The organism is Thalassococcus arenae, from assembly GCF_019104745.1.
GTDB classification, from domain to species: Bacteria; Pseudomonadota; Alphaproteobacteria; order Rhodobacterales; family Rhodobacteraceae; genus Thalassococcus_B; species Thalassococcus_B arenae.
This window is the reverse complement of the sequence record NZ_JAHRWL010000002.1, coordinates 1,094,274-1,108,862: the sequence shown is the minus strand read 5'-3', so window position 1 is coordinate 1,108,862 and position 14,589 is coordinate 1,094,274. Positions and strand designations below refer to the sequence as shown.

Below are 14,589 nucleotides of genomic sequence, written 5' to 3'. Positions count from 1 at the left end.
CTCGACCTCCAAACCCGTCACAGGGCCGACAGAAGCACTCTAACCAAAGACCTCGGGAAGATAGGGAAAATGCGCGGCTTTAGGACTCACAAAGGACCACTAAGCTCGACGCACCGTCAAATGACACAAGGCTGGCCGACACTGTCGTTGGAGAACGCGGGACGTTAACCACAGCTTCAAACAAACAAGTGATCGAAACCGTTCCCCGACCAGCATTTGTCGTCTGATCTAGCCAGTTGGACCAAGAGAAACCTTGTGCGCCTTGGAAATCTCGACCCAACTCTTCGTAAAGGGATTGGACGCGGTAACTAATTGCATAGTATTGCCGATCACCGAGTGTGGTAGTCCGGGCGCCGTCTGAATACACGCCGTGAATACTGAATTCCCGTTCAAGGAGTGCGAGGGTGTCGAGTTGCGAAACAAGAAGGGCTGTCGCCAATTCTTGGATGCTCCCTTCCCCGTCTTCAAGTAGATTTGCTATTCTCTGGTCAATTTGCAAGCGGCGCCGCTCGAACTCTGCCCGCAAACGTTCCATCTGAAGCCGCTGCTCTTCGTCTCGTCTTTCTCTGGCGATGTTTTCTGCTTCGCGTTCTATCATATTCAAGAAGGATCTGTTGTGCGCGTTATTGTATTCACTTCTAGGGGCAAACCAGTTCACTCCATCGTCTGGAAAGTTACGCCCTCTCACAACTGGATTTCTAATTGAGGCATCAGGAGAATCGAAAACAGATACTGCAATATTTCCCCAGTTCCGCTGCTGATTGGGACAATTATCGAACGCAAACTCAGCGCCCCAATTCAAGACGTTTCTTGCTACATCGTGCGAAGAAAAAAAGTCATTTCGCAGCCTTGTTGTCGGAAACATCGTTACGCCTCGATAGCTGCGGCCTTCGAGTTGACAACGAATTTGGAAATCGCTCGGGGCAACATTCAAAATAAACTGACCGTTCTCAATCCGCCATGCGTGACCAGGCCCTGTGAATGTTCGCCACGCGAGTTCCTCTCCCACGAACCAGTCAATCTGGCCGGGGCCATCAGCTAGTCCTTCGGTACAACTGCCTCGCCATGAGATGCTGGTGACATCCTGCCACGTAGTTAACACCCGGCATCCCGACGCGTCATCCCGCACCGAGTAGAGACCTTCGTCAGTTGGTTGTGGAACAGCAGTAGATGCCAACAGCACAAGGACAGAAACGCATGAAAGCAGTCTTTTCATAGGATAAGCCTTTTTTCAGTCTTGCCTGATACTAAGCAGCGTCTGGCATGTCAGCAACACTGTTGCGCTGACCAGTTAATTTCTGTTGGCTAACTCAACGCGGCCAGCAGATGCAGGGCTTCGGGCCTGATATGCGTGTAGCGGCGCAGCATCTTCCAATCCTTGTGGCCGGTTACGAGGGCGACCTGTTCGATGGCGAAGCCAGCCTCGAACAAGCGGCTTGTGCCTTCATGGCGCAGATCGTGGAAATGAAGGTCCTTCACGCTGACCTCCACGCAGGCCCGCCGGAAGGCGGTTCCGACCGATTTCGAGTTGTAGGGAAAGATGCGGCCCTTTGTGCGCCCGAGTTCCTTGGCCTGTTCGGTGACCAACGCCCAGGCATCGAACCCCGTGGCGGCGAAGAGCGGGATCCGCTGGTCGTTCCCAGTCTTGTTGCGCGGGTCCTTCCTGTCGCGGATCATGAGCATCCGGCGATCGACGTCGAGATCGGTCCATTCGACGCGGCAGATTTCGTCGAGCCGCATGGCGGTGGCCACCGCGAACTTCACGATGCGTGTCATCGGCAGGGTCAGGCGTTCGTTGTCATCGAAGCAACGGAAGAGGCGGTTCAACTCATCGGTGGTGGGGCGACGATCCCGCTCCGTGCCCTTGCCGATCAGGCCGAGACGCTTGAGCGCGACACGCGCCAGGTCGACGGGTTCTGGCGAGATGTCGAGGCCGTGCACGGCTGCCGCGTGGGTGATGATCATCTTGATCACGCCGATATCGATGCTGAGGGTCACCGGACCGGCGCCTTGATCAGCGCGCATCTTGCCGTAGTCGATCAGCTTTTGCCGGTCGAGGTGCCCGATCTTCTCCTTGCCCAGATCGCGCTTGAGCGTCTTGAGCGTGGCGGCCTTGCTGCGACGCGGCGGTTTGCCTACCTCGCACATATCGACTATGTGGAGATCGATGAGATCGCCGAAGGTCTGGAGGCGGGAAACGGACGACTTGTTCGGCGCCAACCCCTGATCCACCCGGGTCTCCGCTTGGCGGGCCCAGCGATGGGCATCGTCGCGACGGAGGAACGTCTCGCTCGCGTAGCGGCCCTTTCGTCTGATCTGAACCCGGTAGGCACCGGAGGGGAGTTTGGTGATGGAGGCCATTTTCGTGTGCGCTGTGTGTGCAATGAGTCGTCGTAGAGGGGCAAATTCGGGGATATTGGGGCGTATTCCAGCGTAGCAGCATTCGCCGCCAACAGTTTGAAGATACACAAAAAATGCAAATAAATCAACACGCTAGTTTATCCTGTGCCCCTATGATGGACTGGACCGACCGGCATTGCCGGTATTTCCACCGGCTGATCAGTCGTAACGCGCTGCTCTACACGGAAATGGTGACCGCCCCGGCCTTGGTCAGGGGGGGCGCGGTGCATCTTCTGGACTTCAGCGCCGAAGAGCATCCCGTGGCGTTGCAATTGGGCGGGTCCGACCCCGGCGAATTGGCGCAAGCGGCGCTCTTGGGGGCGCGGGCAGGCTACGACGAGATCAATCTCAATTGCGGATGCCCCAGCGACCGGGTGCAATCGGGTACCTTTGGCGCCGTGCTGATGCGCGACCCCGCTCTTGTCGCGCGATGTGTCGGCGCGATGCGGGACGTCGTCGACATCCCGGTAACCGTCAAATGCCGGATCGGGGTCGATGACCAGGATCCGCACAAGGTATTGCCGGATTTCCTCGGGCAGATCGCCGCGGCGGGGTGCGATCGGGTAATCGTTCATGCACGCAAGGCGTGGCTGCAGGGGCTCAGCCCCAAGGAGAACCGCGACATTCCACCCCTGGATTACGATCTGGTCATTGCGATGAAGGCGGCTTTCCCCGACCTGCATCTGTCGATCAATGGCGGTGTCACATCGTTGCGGCAGGCTCGTGCGTTGCTCGAACGCGGCCTCGATGGCGTGATGATCGGACGCGCGGCCTATCACCAGCCCTGGGACATCCTGGCGCGGGTCGACCCGGACATCTTCGGCCGTCCTGCGCCTTTCGCCGCACCCGAAGACGTTGCGCGCGCCATGTTGCCTTATATCGACGCGCATCTCGTGGCCGGCGGCCGCTTGCACCAGGTCACGCGCCATATGCTGGGACTGTTCGCAGGTCGTCCGGGCGCGCGGCAGTGGCGGCGGATCCTGTCCGAACGCGCCCATGCGGACGGCGTGGGGCCCGAGGTCGTCGAGGCGGCGCTTGAGGCGCTTCCACTCGCGGCCTGACCGCGACGCAGCCTTGCACCTGCCAGAGCGAGGACGTAGGGCGGCGCAAAAGGGGAACGCCTTCGATGCCGGAACTCGCCACGTTGCTGCCTTTGGTCGGCCTGTTGATCCTGTCGGGATCCTTTGCTGGTTTGCTGGCGGGCATGCTGGGCGTGGGCGGCGGCATCGTGCATGTGCCGGCCTTCTTCCTGGTGTTCACGATCCTCGGCTTCGACGGACCGCAGATCATGCAGGTCTGCCTTGCCACGTCCCTTGCGGCAATCGTGGTGACGTCGTTGCGTTCGGTCGCGGCGCATAACCGTCGCGGCGCGGTCGACTGGGCCATCCTGCGCGGCTGGGCGCCGGGAATCGCCATCGGGGCGATCCTGGGTGTGTTGGTCGCGGCGCAGTTGCGGTCCGAAACGCTGGTGCTGCTGTTCGGATTGATCGCCTTTGCCGTCGGTCTCTACCTGGCTTTCGGCCGCGCAAGCTGGCGGCTGGGCGCGGCGATGCCGTCGGGTCCTGCGCGCGGCGCGCTGTCGCCGCTGGTGGGCTTCCTGTCGGTGCTCATGGGCATCGGCGGCGGCAGTTTCGGCGTGCCGTTGATGACGCTCTACGGGGTGCCGATCCACCGTGCGGTCGCCACGGCGGCGGGGTTCGGTGCGCTGATCGCCATCCCTTCGGCGCTAGCCTTCCTGCTGATGCCGGTGCAGGCGGCACCGCCGTTCACCGTGGGCGCCGTGAACTTGCCGGCCTTTGCCGTGTCGGTCAGCATGACGCTGGTCACCGCACCGCTGGGTGCCCGCATCGCGCATGCGTTGCCGGCCGATCGGCTGCGGCGCGTGTTCGCGGTCTTCATCCTGATTGTCGCGGTCAATATGCTGCGCAAGGCCTTGTGGGGATGACCGGGCTGGAGCGGCGCGGCTGGCACCGGTTCCCGGCGACGCCCGGCAGCCTGCAGTGGGCCCGCGCCGCCCGCGAGGTGGCGATGGATATCACGCAAGACCCCGACCAGCGCGCGCAATGGCTGCGCTGCGGAGCCACCTGGTTCGTCGGCGTCGACGCCTTGCCTACCGCGCCCGATGGCAGCATCGGCGGAGTGCCCTTGCCTGTTGCCTTTCTCGAGGCGGTCCAGCCAATGCCGTCGCTGCATCCGGCGCAGCTTTCGGTGGTCTATCCCGGTTATCCGCGGCCCATGGCCGGCGAAAGCGATGCCGCCTTTCGCTATCGACGCATCCGTGACGCGGCGCATGTGGACGGTATCCTTGCCGAAGGTGCCCAGCGACGCCGTTTCATCCGCGAACCACATGCGTTCGTTCTGGGCATCGCACTGACCAAGGCCGATCCCGGTGCCAGCCCGCTTGTGGTCTGGGAGGGAAGCCATGTCGTGATCCGCGAGGCGCTCGAACGCGAATTGTCTTGTCATTCCAGAGAGATGTGGCAGGAAATCGATGTGACCGATGCGTATCAGGCCGCGCGGAGGCGCTGTTTCGAAAGCTGCCGCCGCGTGGAAATGCCCGCCCTGCCGGGCGAGGCGATTTTGCTGCACCGGTTGGCATTGCATGGCGTGGCGCCCTGGGCCGACGGCGCAACCGCAGCAGCCGAAGGGCGCATGGTGGCCTATTTTCGACCACTGCTTGCCGGTGGGATCGCGGCCTGGCTAGGCTGACGGCCCGCGCTTGAGCCGCGCCGCCCGTCCGCCGCGACGCTTGGCCAGCAATGCCCGGCGGTCGGGCAGCGCGTCCATGATGCTGCGCCGTTCCTCGGGAGCCATCTTGGACCAGCGGGTGATCTCGTCGATCGATCGCAGGCAGCCAGTGCAGATGCGCGCCTCGGGATGGACCACGCAGATCTGTACGCATGGGCTTTCGATCTCGTTCCGGCGCCAGATATCGTCTGCCATGGTGTCCTGCCTGCCTGCTTTACGCGCCTAGATTCCGAATCCGGTCCAACGCACCTTGAAGGATATAGGACGCCGCGACGTGGTCGATGACTTCGGCGCGACGTTTTCGGGTCGTATCCGCCTCGAGAAGCGCCTTTTCTGCGGCTACGGTGGACAGGCGTTCGTCCCAGAAGGTGATCGGCCCGTCCCAGAGCGCTGCGAAGTTGCGGGCGAACGCGCGGGTCGACTGGCAGCGCGGCCCCTCGCTGCCATCCATGTTCCGCGGCAGGCCCAGCACCACACCTCCGATATCGCGCCCGACCAGTATCGCGCGCAGAACTTCGGCATCGAGCGTGAATTTGCGCCGCCTGACGGTTTCCAGCGGGGTCGCGACGCTGCGCATCCGGTCCGACACCGCGACACCGATCGTCTTGGTGCCCAGGTCCAGGCCGGCCAGCGCCGATCCAGGCGGCAGGTCGGCGGCGAAAGCGGCGATGTCTTCGTGGATCACCGCACCGGCCTTATTGCGACAATCCGGCCTGCGCCGCTGCCTGTGCCAGCATTTGCAGTGCCTCGGGGCTCTCGGCAAAGACGGTTTGCGCCTCGGTCAGGATCGCCTGCGCCTGGTCGCGTTCGCCCAGAACCGCCAGCGCGTTGATCAGCCGCGCCCATTCCTCGGGCGGGCCGCCTTCGGTGGCCAGTCTTTCTGCCAGCCCGTCGACCATCCCGCGGATCATCGCCTGACGGTCTTCGGGGTCCATGTCGGCAGCGGCCTCCATATCCTCGCGGCTGGGGCCGGAGGCGCTTTCAATCGCCGGAACCTGGTAGTCGGGAACGCCGGCGCGATAGGCCAGGTCTTGGATCTGGGCCAGGATCGGCGGCACCCACGGCGCCTCGTCCGAGCTTTCGCTCAACAGCCGATCCCAGGTGCGGAAGGCGACGTCGGGCCGGCCCGTCTGGGCCATCATCAGCCCGGAATAATAGCGCGCCACGCCGTTGCGCGGATCGCGTTCCAGCACCTGTTCCAAAGCCGCCTGCGCCTCGGGCGAGACATACCCGCCCGCCGCCAGGATCATCATGTCGGCCAGATCGGCATAGTCGCGGGCCGTGGCTTCGTCGCCGCGCACCGCGATGATCTGCTGTTGGGTTTGGTAGGCGGCCCGGTAGTTGCCAAGCGTCGCTTCCGACCGCGCCAGCAGCGCAAGACCCTGCAGATCGGTGGGGCGTTCCGATACTGCGGCGCGCAGCCGTTCGACCAGTTCCAGGTACTCTTCGGGTGCTTCGTTCGGCGCCGAAACGGGCAAACCCGCCTCTGCTTCGGCCTGGCTCGGACGGTTGGTGCGGGCGTCTTCGGCATTGGCGATCCGCTGCGCCAGAGGCAGGTCGGGATAACCCACAGCGCCGATCTGCCAGTAAAGGCCAAAGCCGCCGCCGATCACCACCAGCGCGATGACGGCCGCCAGCACCAGCGCCGCGCCGCGCGGCTGGCTGGCGGCTGCGGTTTCCGCCTGAGCCTGGGAATCGGCCGCCAGTAGACGCCGGGACACTTCGGTGCGCAGCCGTTCGGCTTCGGCCGGCTGGATGATGCCGCGCGCGGCATCGCGGTCGATTTCCTTGAGCTGGTCGCGGTAGACCTGAAGATCGAAAGCGGCAGCCGGCCCGGTCTCGCGCCGCCCGCGCAATAGCGCCAGCACGAGCAATGCTGCCACGATCAGCGCCAGCGCGCCGGTTGCGATCCAGAAAACGGTCATGATCACTCCTGTTCCCGCGCCTTCATGTATAACTGCAATGGCCGGGAAAAAAGGACAAATGGACGCGAGGCGCGCCCATGTCGCAACCGGATGCCAATGTGACGGTTGCAGTCGCGGTGGCCCTCGTGCTCGGGTCCATGAAACACTCACCCGAAGCTTTGCGGATTCGAGGCCCATGAAACGCTATTCCGTCTTTGCCGTCGCCCGCGAGGCGCTGCGCGACCACACCGGCTGGGAACGCGCCTGGCGTCGTGCGCAGCCGAAGAAACGCTATGACGTGATCATCGTCGGTGCCGGCGGGCACGGGCTGGCCACGGCTTATTACCTGGGCAAGAATTTCGGCATCAAGAACGTGGCGGTGATCGAAAAGGGCTGGCTTGGCGGCGGCAATACCGGGCGCAACACGACGATCATCCGTTCGAACTACCTTCAGGATCCGTCGGCGGCGATCTACGAAAAGGCCCGCAGCCTGTACGAGACGCTGTCACAGGACCTGAACTACAACATCATGTTCAGCCCGCGCGGCGTGATGATGCTGGCACAGACCGAACACGAGATTCGCGGCTACAAGCGCACCGCCCACGCCAATGCTTTGCAAGGTGTCGAGACGCGCTTCATCTCGCCGCGCGAGGTCAAGGAAATCTGTCCGATCATCCGGCTCGACGGGCCACGCTACCCGGTGCTTGGCGCGCTCTGGCAACCGCGTGGCGGCACCGCCCGGCACGACGCGGTGGCCTGGGGCTATGCACGCGCCTGTTCCGACATGGGCATGGACATCATCCAGAAATGCGAGGTCACCGGCATCACGCAGGACGGCGGCAAGGTGACGGGCGTGCAGACGACCAAGGGCGACATCGCCTGCGACAAGCTGGGCATCGTCGTGGCAGGCCATTCCGGGCACCTCGCGGACATGGCCGGCTTCCGGTTGCCGGTCGAATCGGTGGCGTTGCAGGCGCTGGTCTCCGAGCCGATCAAGCCGATCATGGATTGCGTCGTGATGGCCAATACGGTGCACGGCTACATGAGCCAGTCCGACAAGGGCGAGATGGTGATCGGTGGCGGTGCCGACCACTACAACAATTACACGCAGCGCGGGTCTTTCCACCATGTCGAGGAAACCGTCCGCGCGCTGATCGAAACCTTCCCGATGCTGTCGCGGCTCAAGATGCTGCGCTGGTGGGGCGGGATCGTCGACATGACCGGCGACCGCTCGCCGATCCTGTCGAAAACCCCGCTGGAAAACTGCTTTGTCAATTGCGGCTGGGGCACCGGCGGCTTCAAGGCGATCCCGGGCTCGGGTTGGGGTTTTGCCGAGCTGATGGCCAAGGGCCATTCGCCGCTGACCGAGGAGTTTTCGATGTGGCGGTTCCGCGAGGGCAAGTTCATCGACGAATCCGTTGCGGCGGGGGTGGCGCATTGACGATCGCCCGCGATCATCTGCTCTATCTCGGCGCCGTTTCGATCGCGGTGATCGGCTATCTCTTGGATCGCCGGATCGGTGCCGATGCCTTTGCGCGGTCCGGCGCGGTGATCGTCGCCTTCGGTGCCGCGATGGCGGGGCGTGAGATCTACGCGATGGAACGCGCCATCACCCGGCACGAGGCGCGCGTCGAAAAGCTCGAGGCGGCCTATCTGGACGCCGCGCAATCCGGCGAGGGTGAGGCCAGGGAAGACGCGTTCAGCCGGCTTGCCAAAAATCTGGCCGATTACCGCGCGGCGCGTATCGAACGTGTCGGACGGATGATCCGGGCCGAAATCGTGATTCTGTGCTTCGGCACTATCGTCTGGGGGTTCGGCGATCTTGTTGTCTGAGCTGGGCATGACGCTGGTGATGCCGCGACGTGCGGCTGTTTGCGCTGATTCCAGCCGTCCCGTCATGCGTGTTCCGGCTGCCGCCCGCTCAATCGGGCCGGGGATTTCCGCTCATGTTGCGGCTGAGCCCGCACCGGTCTCAGGCTGGGGTTCCACACAGGAGGAACCCTCATGTCCGACTACGGGAATCCCAATCAACAGAGCCATGTGCACCGCGGCAGTGGCGTCAGCCTCGGCGGTGTGCTCACGGTGCTGGGTGTCATCATCCTGGCGCTGGTGCTCATCTTCGCCTTCGGAGGCGGCGGTGGCGACACCACGGCCCCGGCGGCCGATGGCGCAGCCGTCGAGACTGCTCCGGAAACGACACCGGCAGCCCCGGCAGCTCCGGCGGACTGACGCCGTCCACATGCGGAATACGCGGCGGGCGCCTGTCGGCGTCCGCCGTTTTCCTGCGCCACGATCCCTGGCCGGTCCGGTCTTGCCCGCATCCGGTTCCGCCCGGTGGGTGATCCGATGACCGCGGTGCGCAGCATATTCCACCGCTTCGGCCGTGCCGTTGCCTTTGTCGGTCTCGGCAGTTGGGCGGTCGGCACGATGGCCACCCTGGCATTGGGCGCCGACGCCGTGTTTCAGCGTTTCGGTGCGTTGGGTGTTGCCGCGTCGGTGCTGTTTTTCACCGACCGCTTGCTCAAGATCGAACTCAGCCGCCAGCGCTCGGTCGAACGCCTTTTGCACGAATACGGTGTCGAACTCGCCGCATTGCGGGCCGGTACGGCCGCGACCGACATTCCCGGCGAAGGCTACGCCGTCGACTTCCTGACGGAGGAACGCAATTTCGACGCGTTGCGCCAAAAGGCTGATCTGCTCAACATCGTCAACGTCGGGTTTCTGACCCTCACGACATTGCAATGGGGGTTCGGCGATTACTTCCTGCGCTGGCTGACGGCGGCAGAGGTGACCTGATGCACCCGATCCGAACACGAGGAGGCACGCGATGCTGACCCTGCATTGCCCCTATTGCGGCGTCGACGCCGAGGAAACCGAACTGACCGGCGGCGGCGAAGCGCATCTCAAGCGCTTCGGTCCCGAAAGCTCGGACGACGATTTCGAGGGCTACCTGTTCCTGCGCAAGAACCCCAGGGGCGTTCATTTCGAACGATGGCGGCATTCCTACGGCTGCGGAAAGTGGTTCCATGCCGCGCGCTGCACGATGACGCTCGAGGTGTTCGGCACCTATCCGGCGCAGACGACCGAGCCGCCAAAGGCGATCCTCGACGCCATCGCCAAGCGCCGGCCGGGATGGAACGCCGCGACATGATCCTTCATCTTGCCAAGAAAACTCCCGCCGGAGGCTCCGACGCCGCCGCACGACATGGGGTCCGGACATGAGCACACGTCTTGCCAGGGGCGGTCGCCTGATCGACCGCAGCAAACAGATCGAATTCACCTTCAACGGCAAGCGGTTGAACGGGTACGCCGGCGACACGCTGGCATCTGCGCTGCTGGCCAATGACCAGATGATGGTCGGGCGCAGTTTCAAGTATCACCGCCCGCGCGGCATCGTCGCCAGCGGCGCCGAAGAGCCCAATGCGCTGGTCAACCTCGGCACCGGAGACCGGCACGAACCCAACCAGCGCGCCACGACGACCGAACTGTTCGACGGTCTGAGCGCGACCAGCCAGAACCACTGGCCCAGCCTTGAATTCGATATCGGCGTCGCCAACAACTACCTGGCGCGGTTCTTGCCGGCGGGTTTCTACTACAAGATGTTCATCCATCCCCGTCCACTGTGGAAACACGTCTATGAGCCGTTCATCCGGCAATCGGCGGGCCTGGGCCGCGCGCCGGACAAGGAAAAGGTCGACCCCGACACCTACGAGCATTTCTACGCCTATGTCGACGTGCTGGTGATCGGCGGCGGCGTGGCCGGCCTTCAGGCGGCCAAGGCGGCGGGCGATGCCGGGGCGCGGGTTCTGCTGCTCGAGCAAACCGCGCATTGGGGTGGCCGCACGCCGGTGGATGGCGGACAGGTCGACGGGAAACCGGCGGCGGAGTGGGTCAGCGAAACCGTTCAGGCCCTTGAAACCATGGACAATGTCCGCATGCGGAACCGCTGCATGGGTGCGGGGCTTTACGATCACGGCTATGCGTTGGGTTACGAACGGCTGACCGACCACGCGCCCAAGGCGGGGGGGCCGCGTCACCGTCTGTGGCGGATCCGCGCCAGTCAGATCGTCACCGCCACCGGCGCGATCGAGCGCCCGATCTCGTTCGCCGGAAACGATATTCCCGGCGTGATGCTGGCCAGTGCGGTGCGCGATTACGTGGTCGACCATGGTGTGTCGATCGGTGACCGCACCGTGGTCGTGACCAACAACGACGACGCCTATCGCACCGCCATCGCGCTGAAACAGGCGGGTCTGGACGTGCCGGCGATCCTTGATGCGCGCACCCACGGCGGTGGCGCGCTCATGGACGAGGCGCGGGCGCTTGGCATCCGGGTCGAGACCGGGCGCGGCATCGCCAAGGTCAAGGGCACCAAGCGCGTGACAGGCGTGGTGATGTGCTCTCAGGCCGGCGAAGGCGCCCTGGTCGAAGAAATCGCCTGCGACGCGGTGGCGATGTCCGGCGGCTGGTCGCCGGTCGTGCACCTGTGGTCCCATACCGGCGGCAAGCTGCGATGGGATGAGGCGGGCGCGTTCTTCCGCCCCGATCCCGACCGGGCACCGATCGGCGCCGACGGTTCCGCCAATGTCCACGCGGCGGGGGCGGCCAATGGTTGGCTGGCGCTGGACGACACGCTCACCGATGCCGACAAGGCGGGCAAGGCAGCGGCCAGGGCGGCGGGGTTCACACCCAAACGCAGCGCCGCGCCCAAGGCGGCGGCACAGGACGAAGCGCCGTTGGAACCGGTCTGGATGATGCCGCAAGGCGCCCAGCATGCGTTGCGCGCCAAGGCCTGGCTGGACTACCAGAACGACGTCAAGGTGTCCGACGTGCAACTGGCCGCGCGCGAAGGGTTCGAGTCGGTCGAGCATACCAAGCGCTACACCACGCTGGGAATGGCGACGGATCAGGGTAAACTGAGCAACATCAATGGATTGGCGACGCTTGCTCGGGCATTGGGTGAACCGATCCCGCAGGTCGGCACCACCACCTTCCGTCCGCCCTATACGCCGATCAGCATGGGGGCCATCGCCGGTGAGGCGCGCGGCGCAGTGTTCCAGCCGCTGCGCCGTACGCCGCTGCATGACTGGCACGAGGCCAACGGTGCGCATTGGGAACCGGTCGGCCACTGGCGGCGGCCCTATTGCTTTCAGCAGCCGGGCGAAAGCGTGAAGGATGCGGTCGCCCGCGAGGTGCGCGCCACCCGCGACAGCCTGGGCCTGCTCGATGCTTCGACGCTGGGCAAGATCATCGTCAAGGGGCCGGATGCCGGCCGCTTCCTGGACATGCTTTATACCAACATGATGAGCAACCTGGCGCCGGGCAAATGCCGCTATGGGCTGATGTGTACGGAAAACGGGTTCCTGACCGATGACGGCGTCGTGGCGCGGATCGACGACGATACCTGGCTTTGCCACACCACCACCGGCGGCGCCGACCGTATCCATGCCCATATGGAGGAATGGTTGCAGACCGAATGGTGGGACTGGAAGGTCTATACGGCCAACGTCACCGAGCAATTCGCGCAGATCGCCGTGGTCGGCCCCAACGCCCGCAAGGTGCTGGAAAAGCTGGGCGGGATGGACGTGTCAAAAGATGCGCTGCCCTTCATGACCTGGGCGGACGGCACGCTGGCCGGGCTGCCGGTGCGCATCTTCCGGATCTCGTTCTCGGGCGAGCTGAGCTATGAAATCGCCGTGGCGGCCGGGCAGGGCCGGGCGTTGTGGGACAAGCTGCGCGAGGCCGGGGCCGAGTGGGGCGCCACGCCCTACGGCACCGAAGCACTGCACATCATGCGGGCCGAAAAGGGCTTTATCATGATCGGGGATGAGACCGACGGCACCGTGATCCCGCAAGACCTGGGCCTGCACTGGGCGATTTCCAAGAAAAAGGACGACTACCTGGGCAAGCGCGCGCAGCAGCGCAACCACATGACCGACCCGGATCGTTGGCAGCTTGTCGGGCTGGAAACGCTGGACGGTTCGGTCCTGCCGGATGGCGCCTATGCGGTGGCCGACGGCAAGAACGCCAACGGCCAGCGCAACACCGAGGGTCGGGTCACGTCGACCTACCATTCACCGACTTTGAACAAGGGCATCGCGATGGGGCTGGTCAAACGCGGACCCGACCGCATGGGCGAGGTGATCCGCTTTGCCAAGGACGACGGCACCACGATGATCGAGGCGCGCATCGTCAGCCCGGTGTTCTATGATCCGGAAGGGGAAAAGCAGAATGTCTGAACCGGTCACGGCCCTGGACGGGGCGATTTTCGACGGGCTGGTCACGGTCGCCGATGGCGGTCCGCGCGGCATGATCACCTTGCGCGGTGACCTGGCTTCGGCCCCGGTGAAAAAGGCGGTCAAGGCGGCGGTGGGACTGGACGTGCCGGGCCAGCGGCAGGCGCTTGGCGACGGCGACAAGGCCGTGCTCTGGATGTCGCCGGACGAGCTGATGATCCTCTGTCCGCGCGCCGACAGCGCCGACACCGTGGCGGCGTTGACCAAGGCGCTTGGCAAGGCGCATTCTCTGGTCGCCGATGTCTCGGACGCGCGCGCCGTGTTCCGCCTTCGGGGGGCTGCGGTGCGCGAGGTTCTGGCCAAGCTGGCGCCGGTCGACATGGCGCCCGACCGCTTTGCCGTCGGGACCGTGCGCCGCACGCGGTTGGCGCAAGTGGCCGGCGCGTTCTGGCTCAGCGACTCCGAAACCGCGACCGTGATCTGCTTTCGCTCGGTGTCGCGATATATGTTCGACCTGCTGAGCACGGCCGCACAGCCCGACAGCACGGTCGGCTTTTTCTAGGCCGGGTGCCGCGCGACACGTCATTCCGACCGGCCAAGCCTTGACCTTGCGTCGGTCGCGCGACAGGTATGAGGCAATCGCCATCACCAACAAGGGGTAGAACCATGGCTTTCTCGCTTCCCGACCTTCCCTATGCGCATGACGCTCTCGCCTCCAAGGGCATGAGCCAGGAGACGCTGGAATATCACCACGACATCCACCACAAGGCCTATGTCGACAACGGCAACAAGCTGATCGCCGGCACCGAGTGGGAGGGCAAGTCTCTCGAAGAGATCGTCAAGGGCACCTACCAGGCCGGCGCGGTGGCGCAGAACGGCATCTTCAACAACGCGTCGCAGCACTGGAACCACATGCAGTTCTGGGAAATGATGGGCCCGGGCGACAACAAGATGCCGGGTGAACTCGAGGCGGCGATCAAGGACAGCTTCGGCACCGTCGAGAAGTTCAAGGAAGAGTTTTCGGCCGCCGGTGCGGGTCAGTTCGGCTCGGGCTGGTGCTGGCTGGTCAAGGATGCCGATGGCGGGCTGAAGGTGACCAAGACGGAAAACGGCGTGAACCCGCTGTGCTTCGGCCAGACCGCGCTGCTGGGCTGCGACGTGTGGGAACATTCCTACTACATCGATTTCCGCAACAAGCGCCCGGCCTACCTGGCCAATTTCCTCGACAACCTGGTCAACTGGGAAAACGTCGCTTCGCGGCTCTGAACTGCCCCTGCTTGCGGCAGGACAAGGGAAAGGCG

The 14,589-nt window shown here is 64.2% G+C and carries 16 protein-coding genes; 11 read left to right on the top strand and 5 right to left on the bottom strand.

What is annotated here, in order from left to right; genetic code table 11:
* Positions 1-79 precede the first annotated feature (79 nt).
* Both KUH32_RS16770 and KUH32_RS16765 read right to left on the bottom strand, forming a co-directional pair.
* Entirely contained in the window at positions 80-1,216 is a 1,137-nt protein-coding gene (locus KUH32_RS16770) for a hypothetical protein (protein WP_217779744.1), read from the bottom strand.
* A gap of 89 nt (positions 1,217-1,305) precedes the next feature.
* Complete coding sequence (locus tag KUH32_RS16765; RefSeq protein WP_217779743.1) at positions 1,306-2,361, bottom strand: site-specific integrase; 1,056 nt, start codon at positions 2,359-2,361, stop codon at positions 1,306-1,308.
* Positions 2,362-2,474: 113 nt separating this feature from the next.
* On the opposite strand from KUH32_RS16765, the gene dusA reads away from it, so the two are divergent.
* From dusA to KUH32_RS16750, 3 genes are all read left to right on the top strand, one after another.
* Positions 2,475-3,461: a tRNA dihydrouridine(20/20a) synthase DusA gene (dusA, locus tag KUH32_RS16760; RefSeq protein ID WP_217779742.1), complete on the top strand. Its 987-nt coding sequence runs from the start codon at positions 2,475-2,477 to the stop codon at positions 3,459-3,461.
* Between the two features lie 65 nt (positions 3,462-3,526).
* Complete coding sequence (locus KUH32_RS16755; RefSeq protein WP_217779741.1) at positions 3,527-4,345, top strand: sulfite exporter TauE/SafE family protein; 819 nt, start codon at positions 3,527-3,529, stop codon at positions 4,343-4,345.
* Positions 4,342-5,109 carry a hypothetical protein gene (locus tag KUH32_RS16750; RefSeq protein ID WP_217779740.1) on the top strand — a complete coding sequence of 256 codons (768 nt, stop codon included), beginning with the start codon at positions 4,342-4,344 and terminating at the stop codon, positions 5,107-5,109. The genes KUH32_RS16755 and KUH32_RS16750 overlap by 4 nt, the downstream gene beginning before the upstream one ends.
* On the opposite strand, the gene KUH32_RS16745 is transcribed toward KUH32_RS16750, so the two are convergent.
* From KUH32_RS16745 to ccmI, 3 genes are read right to left on the bottom strand one after another with little or no spacing between them, the layout of a single operon-like run.
* Complete coding sequence (locus KUH32_RS16745; protein ID WP_217779739.1) at positions 5,101-5,343, bottom strand: DUF1289 domain-containing protein; 243 nt, start codon at positions 5,341-5,343, stop codon at positions 5,101-5,103. The genes KUH32_RS16750 and KUH32_RS16745 overlap by 9 nt on opposite strands.
* A gap of 19 nt (positions 5,344-5,362) precedes the next feature.
* The gene (gene ruvX / locus KUH32_RS16740; RefSeq protein WP_217779738.1) at positions 5,363-5,833 is read right to left on the bottom strand and encodes a Holliday junction resolvase RuvX; all 471 of its coding nucleotides are present in this window, start codon (positions 5,831-5,833) and stop codon (positions 5,363-5,365) included.
* Between the two features lie 10 nt (positions 5,834-5,843).
* Positions 5,844-7,073 (bottom strand): c-type cytochrome biogenesis protein CcmI, encoded by a 1,230-nt coding sequence (gene ccmI, locus KUH32_RS16735; RefSeq protein WP_217779737.1) that lies wholly within the window; start codon positions 7,071-7,073, stop codon positions 5,844-5,846.
* A 175-nt stretch (positions 7,074-7,248) separates the two neighbouring features.
* On the opposite strand from ccmI, the gene KUH32_RS16730 reads away from it, so the two are divergent.
* From KUH32_RS16730 to KUH32_RS16695, 8 genes are all read left to right on the top strand, one after another.
* On the top strand, positions 7,249-8,493 hold the full coding sequence (locus tag KUH32_RS16730) for a sarcosine oxidase subunit beta family protein (protein WP_217779736.1): 1,245 nt from the start codon (positions 7,249-7,251) through the stop codon (positions 8,491-8,493).
* Positions 8,490-8,885, top strand: a complete 396-nt coding sequence (locus KUH32_RS16725; RefSeq protein WP_217779735.1) for a hypothetical protein — start codon at positions 8,490-8,492, stop codon at positions 8,883-8,885. Before KUH32_RS16730 ends, KUH32_RS16725 begins: the two co-directional genes overlap by 4 nt.
* Before the next feature lie 171 nt (positions 8,886-9,056).
* On the top strand, positions 9,057-9,281 hold the full coding sequence (locus tag KUH32_RS16720; RefSeq protein WP_217779734.1) for a hypothetical protein: 225 nt from the start codon (positions 9,057-9,059) through the stop codon (positions 9,279-9,281).
* Between the two features lie 117 nt (positions 9,282-9,398).
* Complete coding sequence (locus tag KUH32_RS16715) at positions 9,399-9,848, top strand: hypothetical protein (RefSeq protein WP_217779733.1); 450 nt, start codon at positions 9,399-9,401, stop codon at positions 9,846-9,848.
* A gap of 31 nt (positions 9,849-9,879) precedes the next feature.
* Positions 9,880-10,203 (top strand): sarcosine oxidase subunit delta, encoded by a 324-nt coding sequence (locus KUH32_RS16710; RefSeq protein ID WP_217779732.1) that lies wholly within the window; start codon positions 9,880-9,882, stop codon positions 10,201-10,203.
* Between the two features lie 67 nt (positions 10,204-10,270).
* Positions 10,271-13,291, top strand: coding sequence for a sarcosine oxidase subunit alpha family protein (locus KUH32_RS16705; RefSeq protein ID WP_217779731.1), 3,021 nt, complete (start codon positions 10,271-10,273; stop codon positions 13,289-13,291).
* Positions 13,284-13,850 (top strand): sarcosine oxidase subunit gamma, encoded by a 567-nt coding sequence (locus KUH32_RS16700; protein WP_217779730.1) that lies wholly within the window; start codon positions 13,284-13,286, stop codon positions 13,848-13,850. Before KUH32_RS16705 ends, KUH32_RS16700 begins: the two co-directional genes overlap by 8 nt.
* Positions 13,851-13,954: 104 nt before the next feature.
* Positions 13,955-14,554: a superoxide dismutase gene (locus KUH32_RS16695; protein ID WP_217779729.1), complete on the top strand. Its 600-nt coding sequence runs from the start codon at positions 13,955-13,957 to the stop codon at positions 14,552-14,554.
* The last annotated feature ends 35 nt before the right edge of the window (positions 14,555-14,589 follow it).

Excerpts from the sequence above, each read along its gene's own strand:
- KUH32_RS16770 (WP_217779744.1), bottom strand. The coding sequence starts at position 1,216 with ATGAAAAGACTGCTTTCATGCGTTTCTGTCCTTGTGCTGTTGGCATCT.
- KUH32_RS16765 (WP_217779743.1), bottom strand. The coding sequence starts at position 2,361 with ATGGCCTCCATCACCAAACTCCCCTCCGGTGCCTACCGGGTTCAGATC.
- dusA (WP_217779742.1), top strand. The coding sequence starts at position 2,475 with ATGCAAATAAATCAACACGCTAGTTTATCCTGTGCCCCTATGATGGAC.
- KUH32_RS16755 (WP_217779741.1), top strand. The coding sequence starts at position 3,527 with ATGCCGGAACTCGCCACGTTGCTGCCTTTGGTCGGCCTGTTGATCCTG.
- KUH32_RS16750 (WP_217779740.1), top strand. The coding sequence starts at position 4,342 with ATGACCGGGCTGGAGCGGCGCGGCTGGCACCGGTTCCCGGCGACGCCC.
- KUH32_RS16745 (WP_217779739.1), bottom strand. The coding sequence starts at position 5,343 with ATGGCAGACGATATCTGGCGCCGGAACGAGATCGAAAGCCCATGCGTA.
- ccmI (WP_217779737.1), bottom strand. The coding sequence starts at position 7,073 with ATGACCGTTTTCTGGATCGCAACCGGCGCGCTGGCGCTGATCGTGGCA.
- KUH32_RS16730 (WP_217779736.1), top strand. The coding sequence starts at position 7,249 with ATGAAACGCTATTCCGTCTTTGCCGTCGCCCGCGAGGCGCTGCGCGAC.
- KUH32_RS16720 (WP_217779734.1), top strand. The coding sequence starts at position 9,057 with ATGTCCGACTACGGGAATCCCAATCAACAGAGCCATGTGCACCGCGGC.
- KUH32_RS16715 (WP_217779733.1), top strand. The coding sequence starts at position 9,399 with ATGACCGCGGTGCGCAGCATATTCCACCGCTTCGGCCGTGCCGTTGCC.
- KUH32_RS16710 (WP_217779732.1), top strand. The coding sequence starts at position 9,880 with ATGCTGACCCTGCATTGCCCCTATTGCGGCGTCGACGCCGAGGAAACC.
- KUH32_RS16705 (WP_217779731.1), top strand. The coding sequence starts at position 10,271 with ATGAGCACACGTCTTGCCAGGGGCGGTCGCCTGATCGACCGCAGCAAA.
- KUH32_RS16700 (WP_217779730.1), top strand. The coding sequence starts at position 13,284 with ATGTCTGAACCGGTCACGGCCCTGGACGGGGCGATTTTCGACGGGCTG.
- KUH32_RS16695 (WP_217779729.1), top strand. The coding sequence starts at position 13,955 with ATGGCTTTCTCGCTTCCCGACCTTCCCTATGCGCATGACGCTCTCGCC.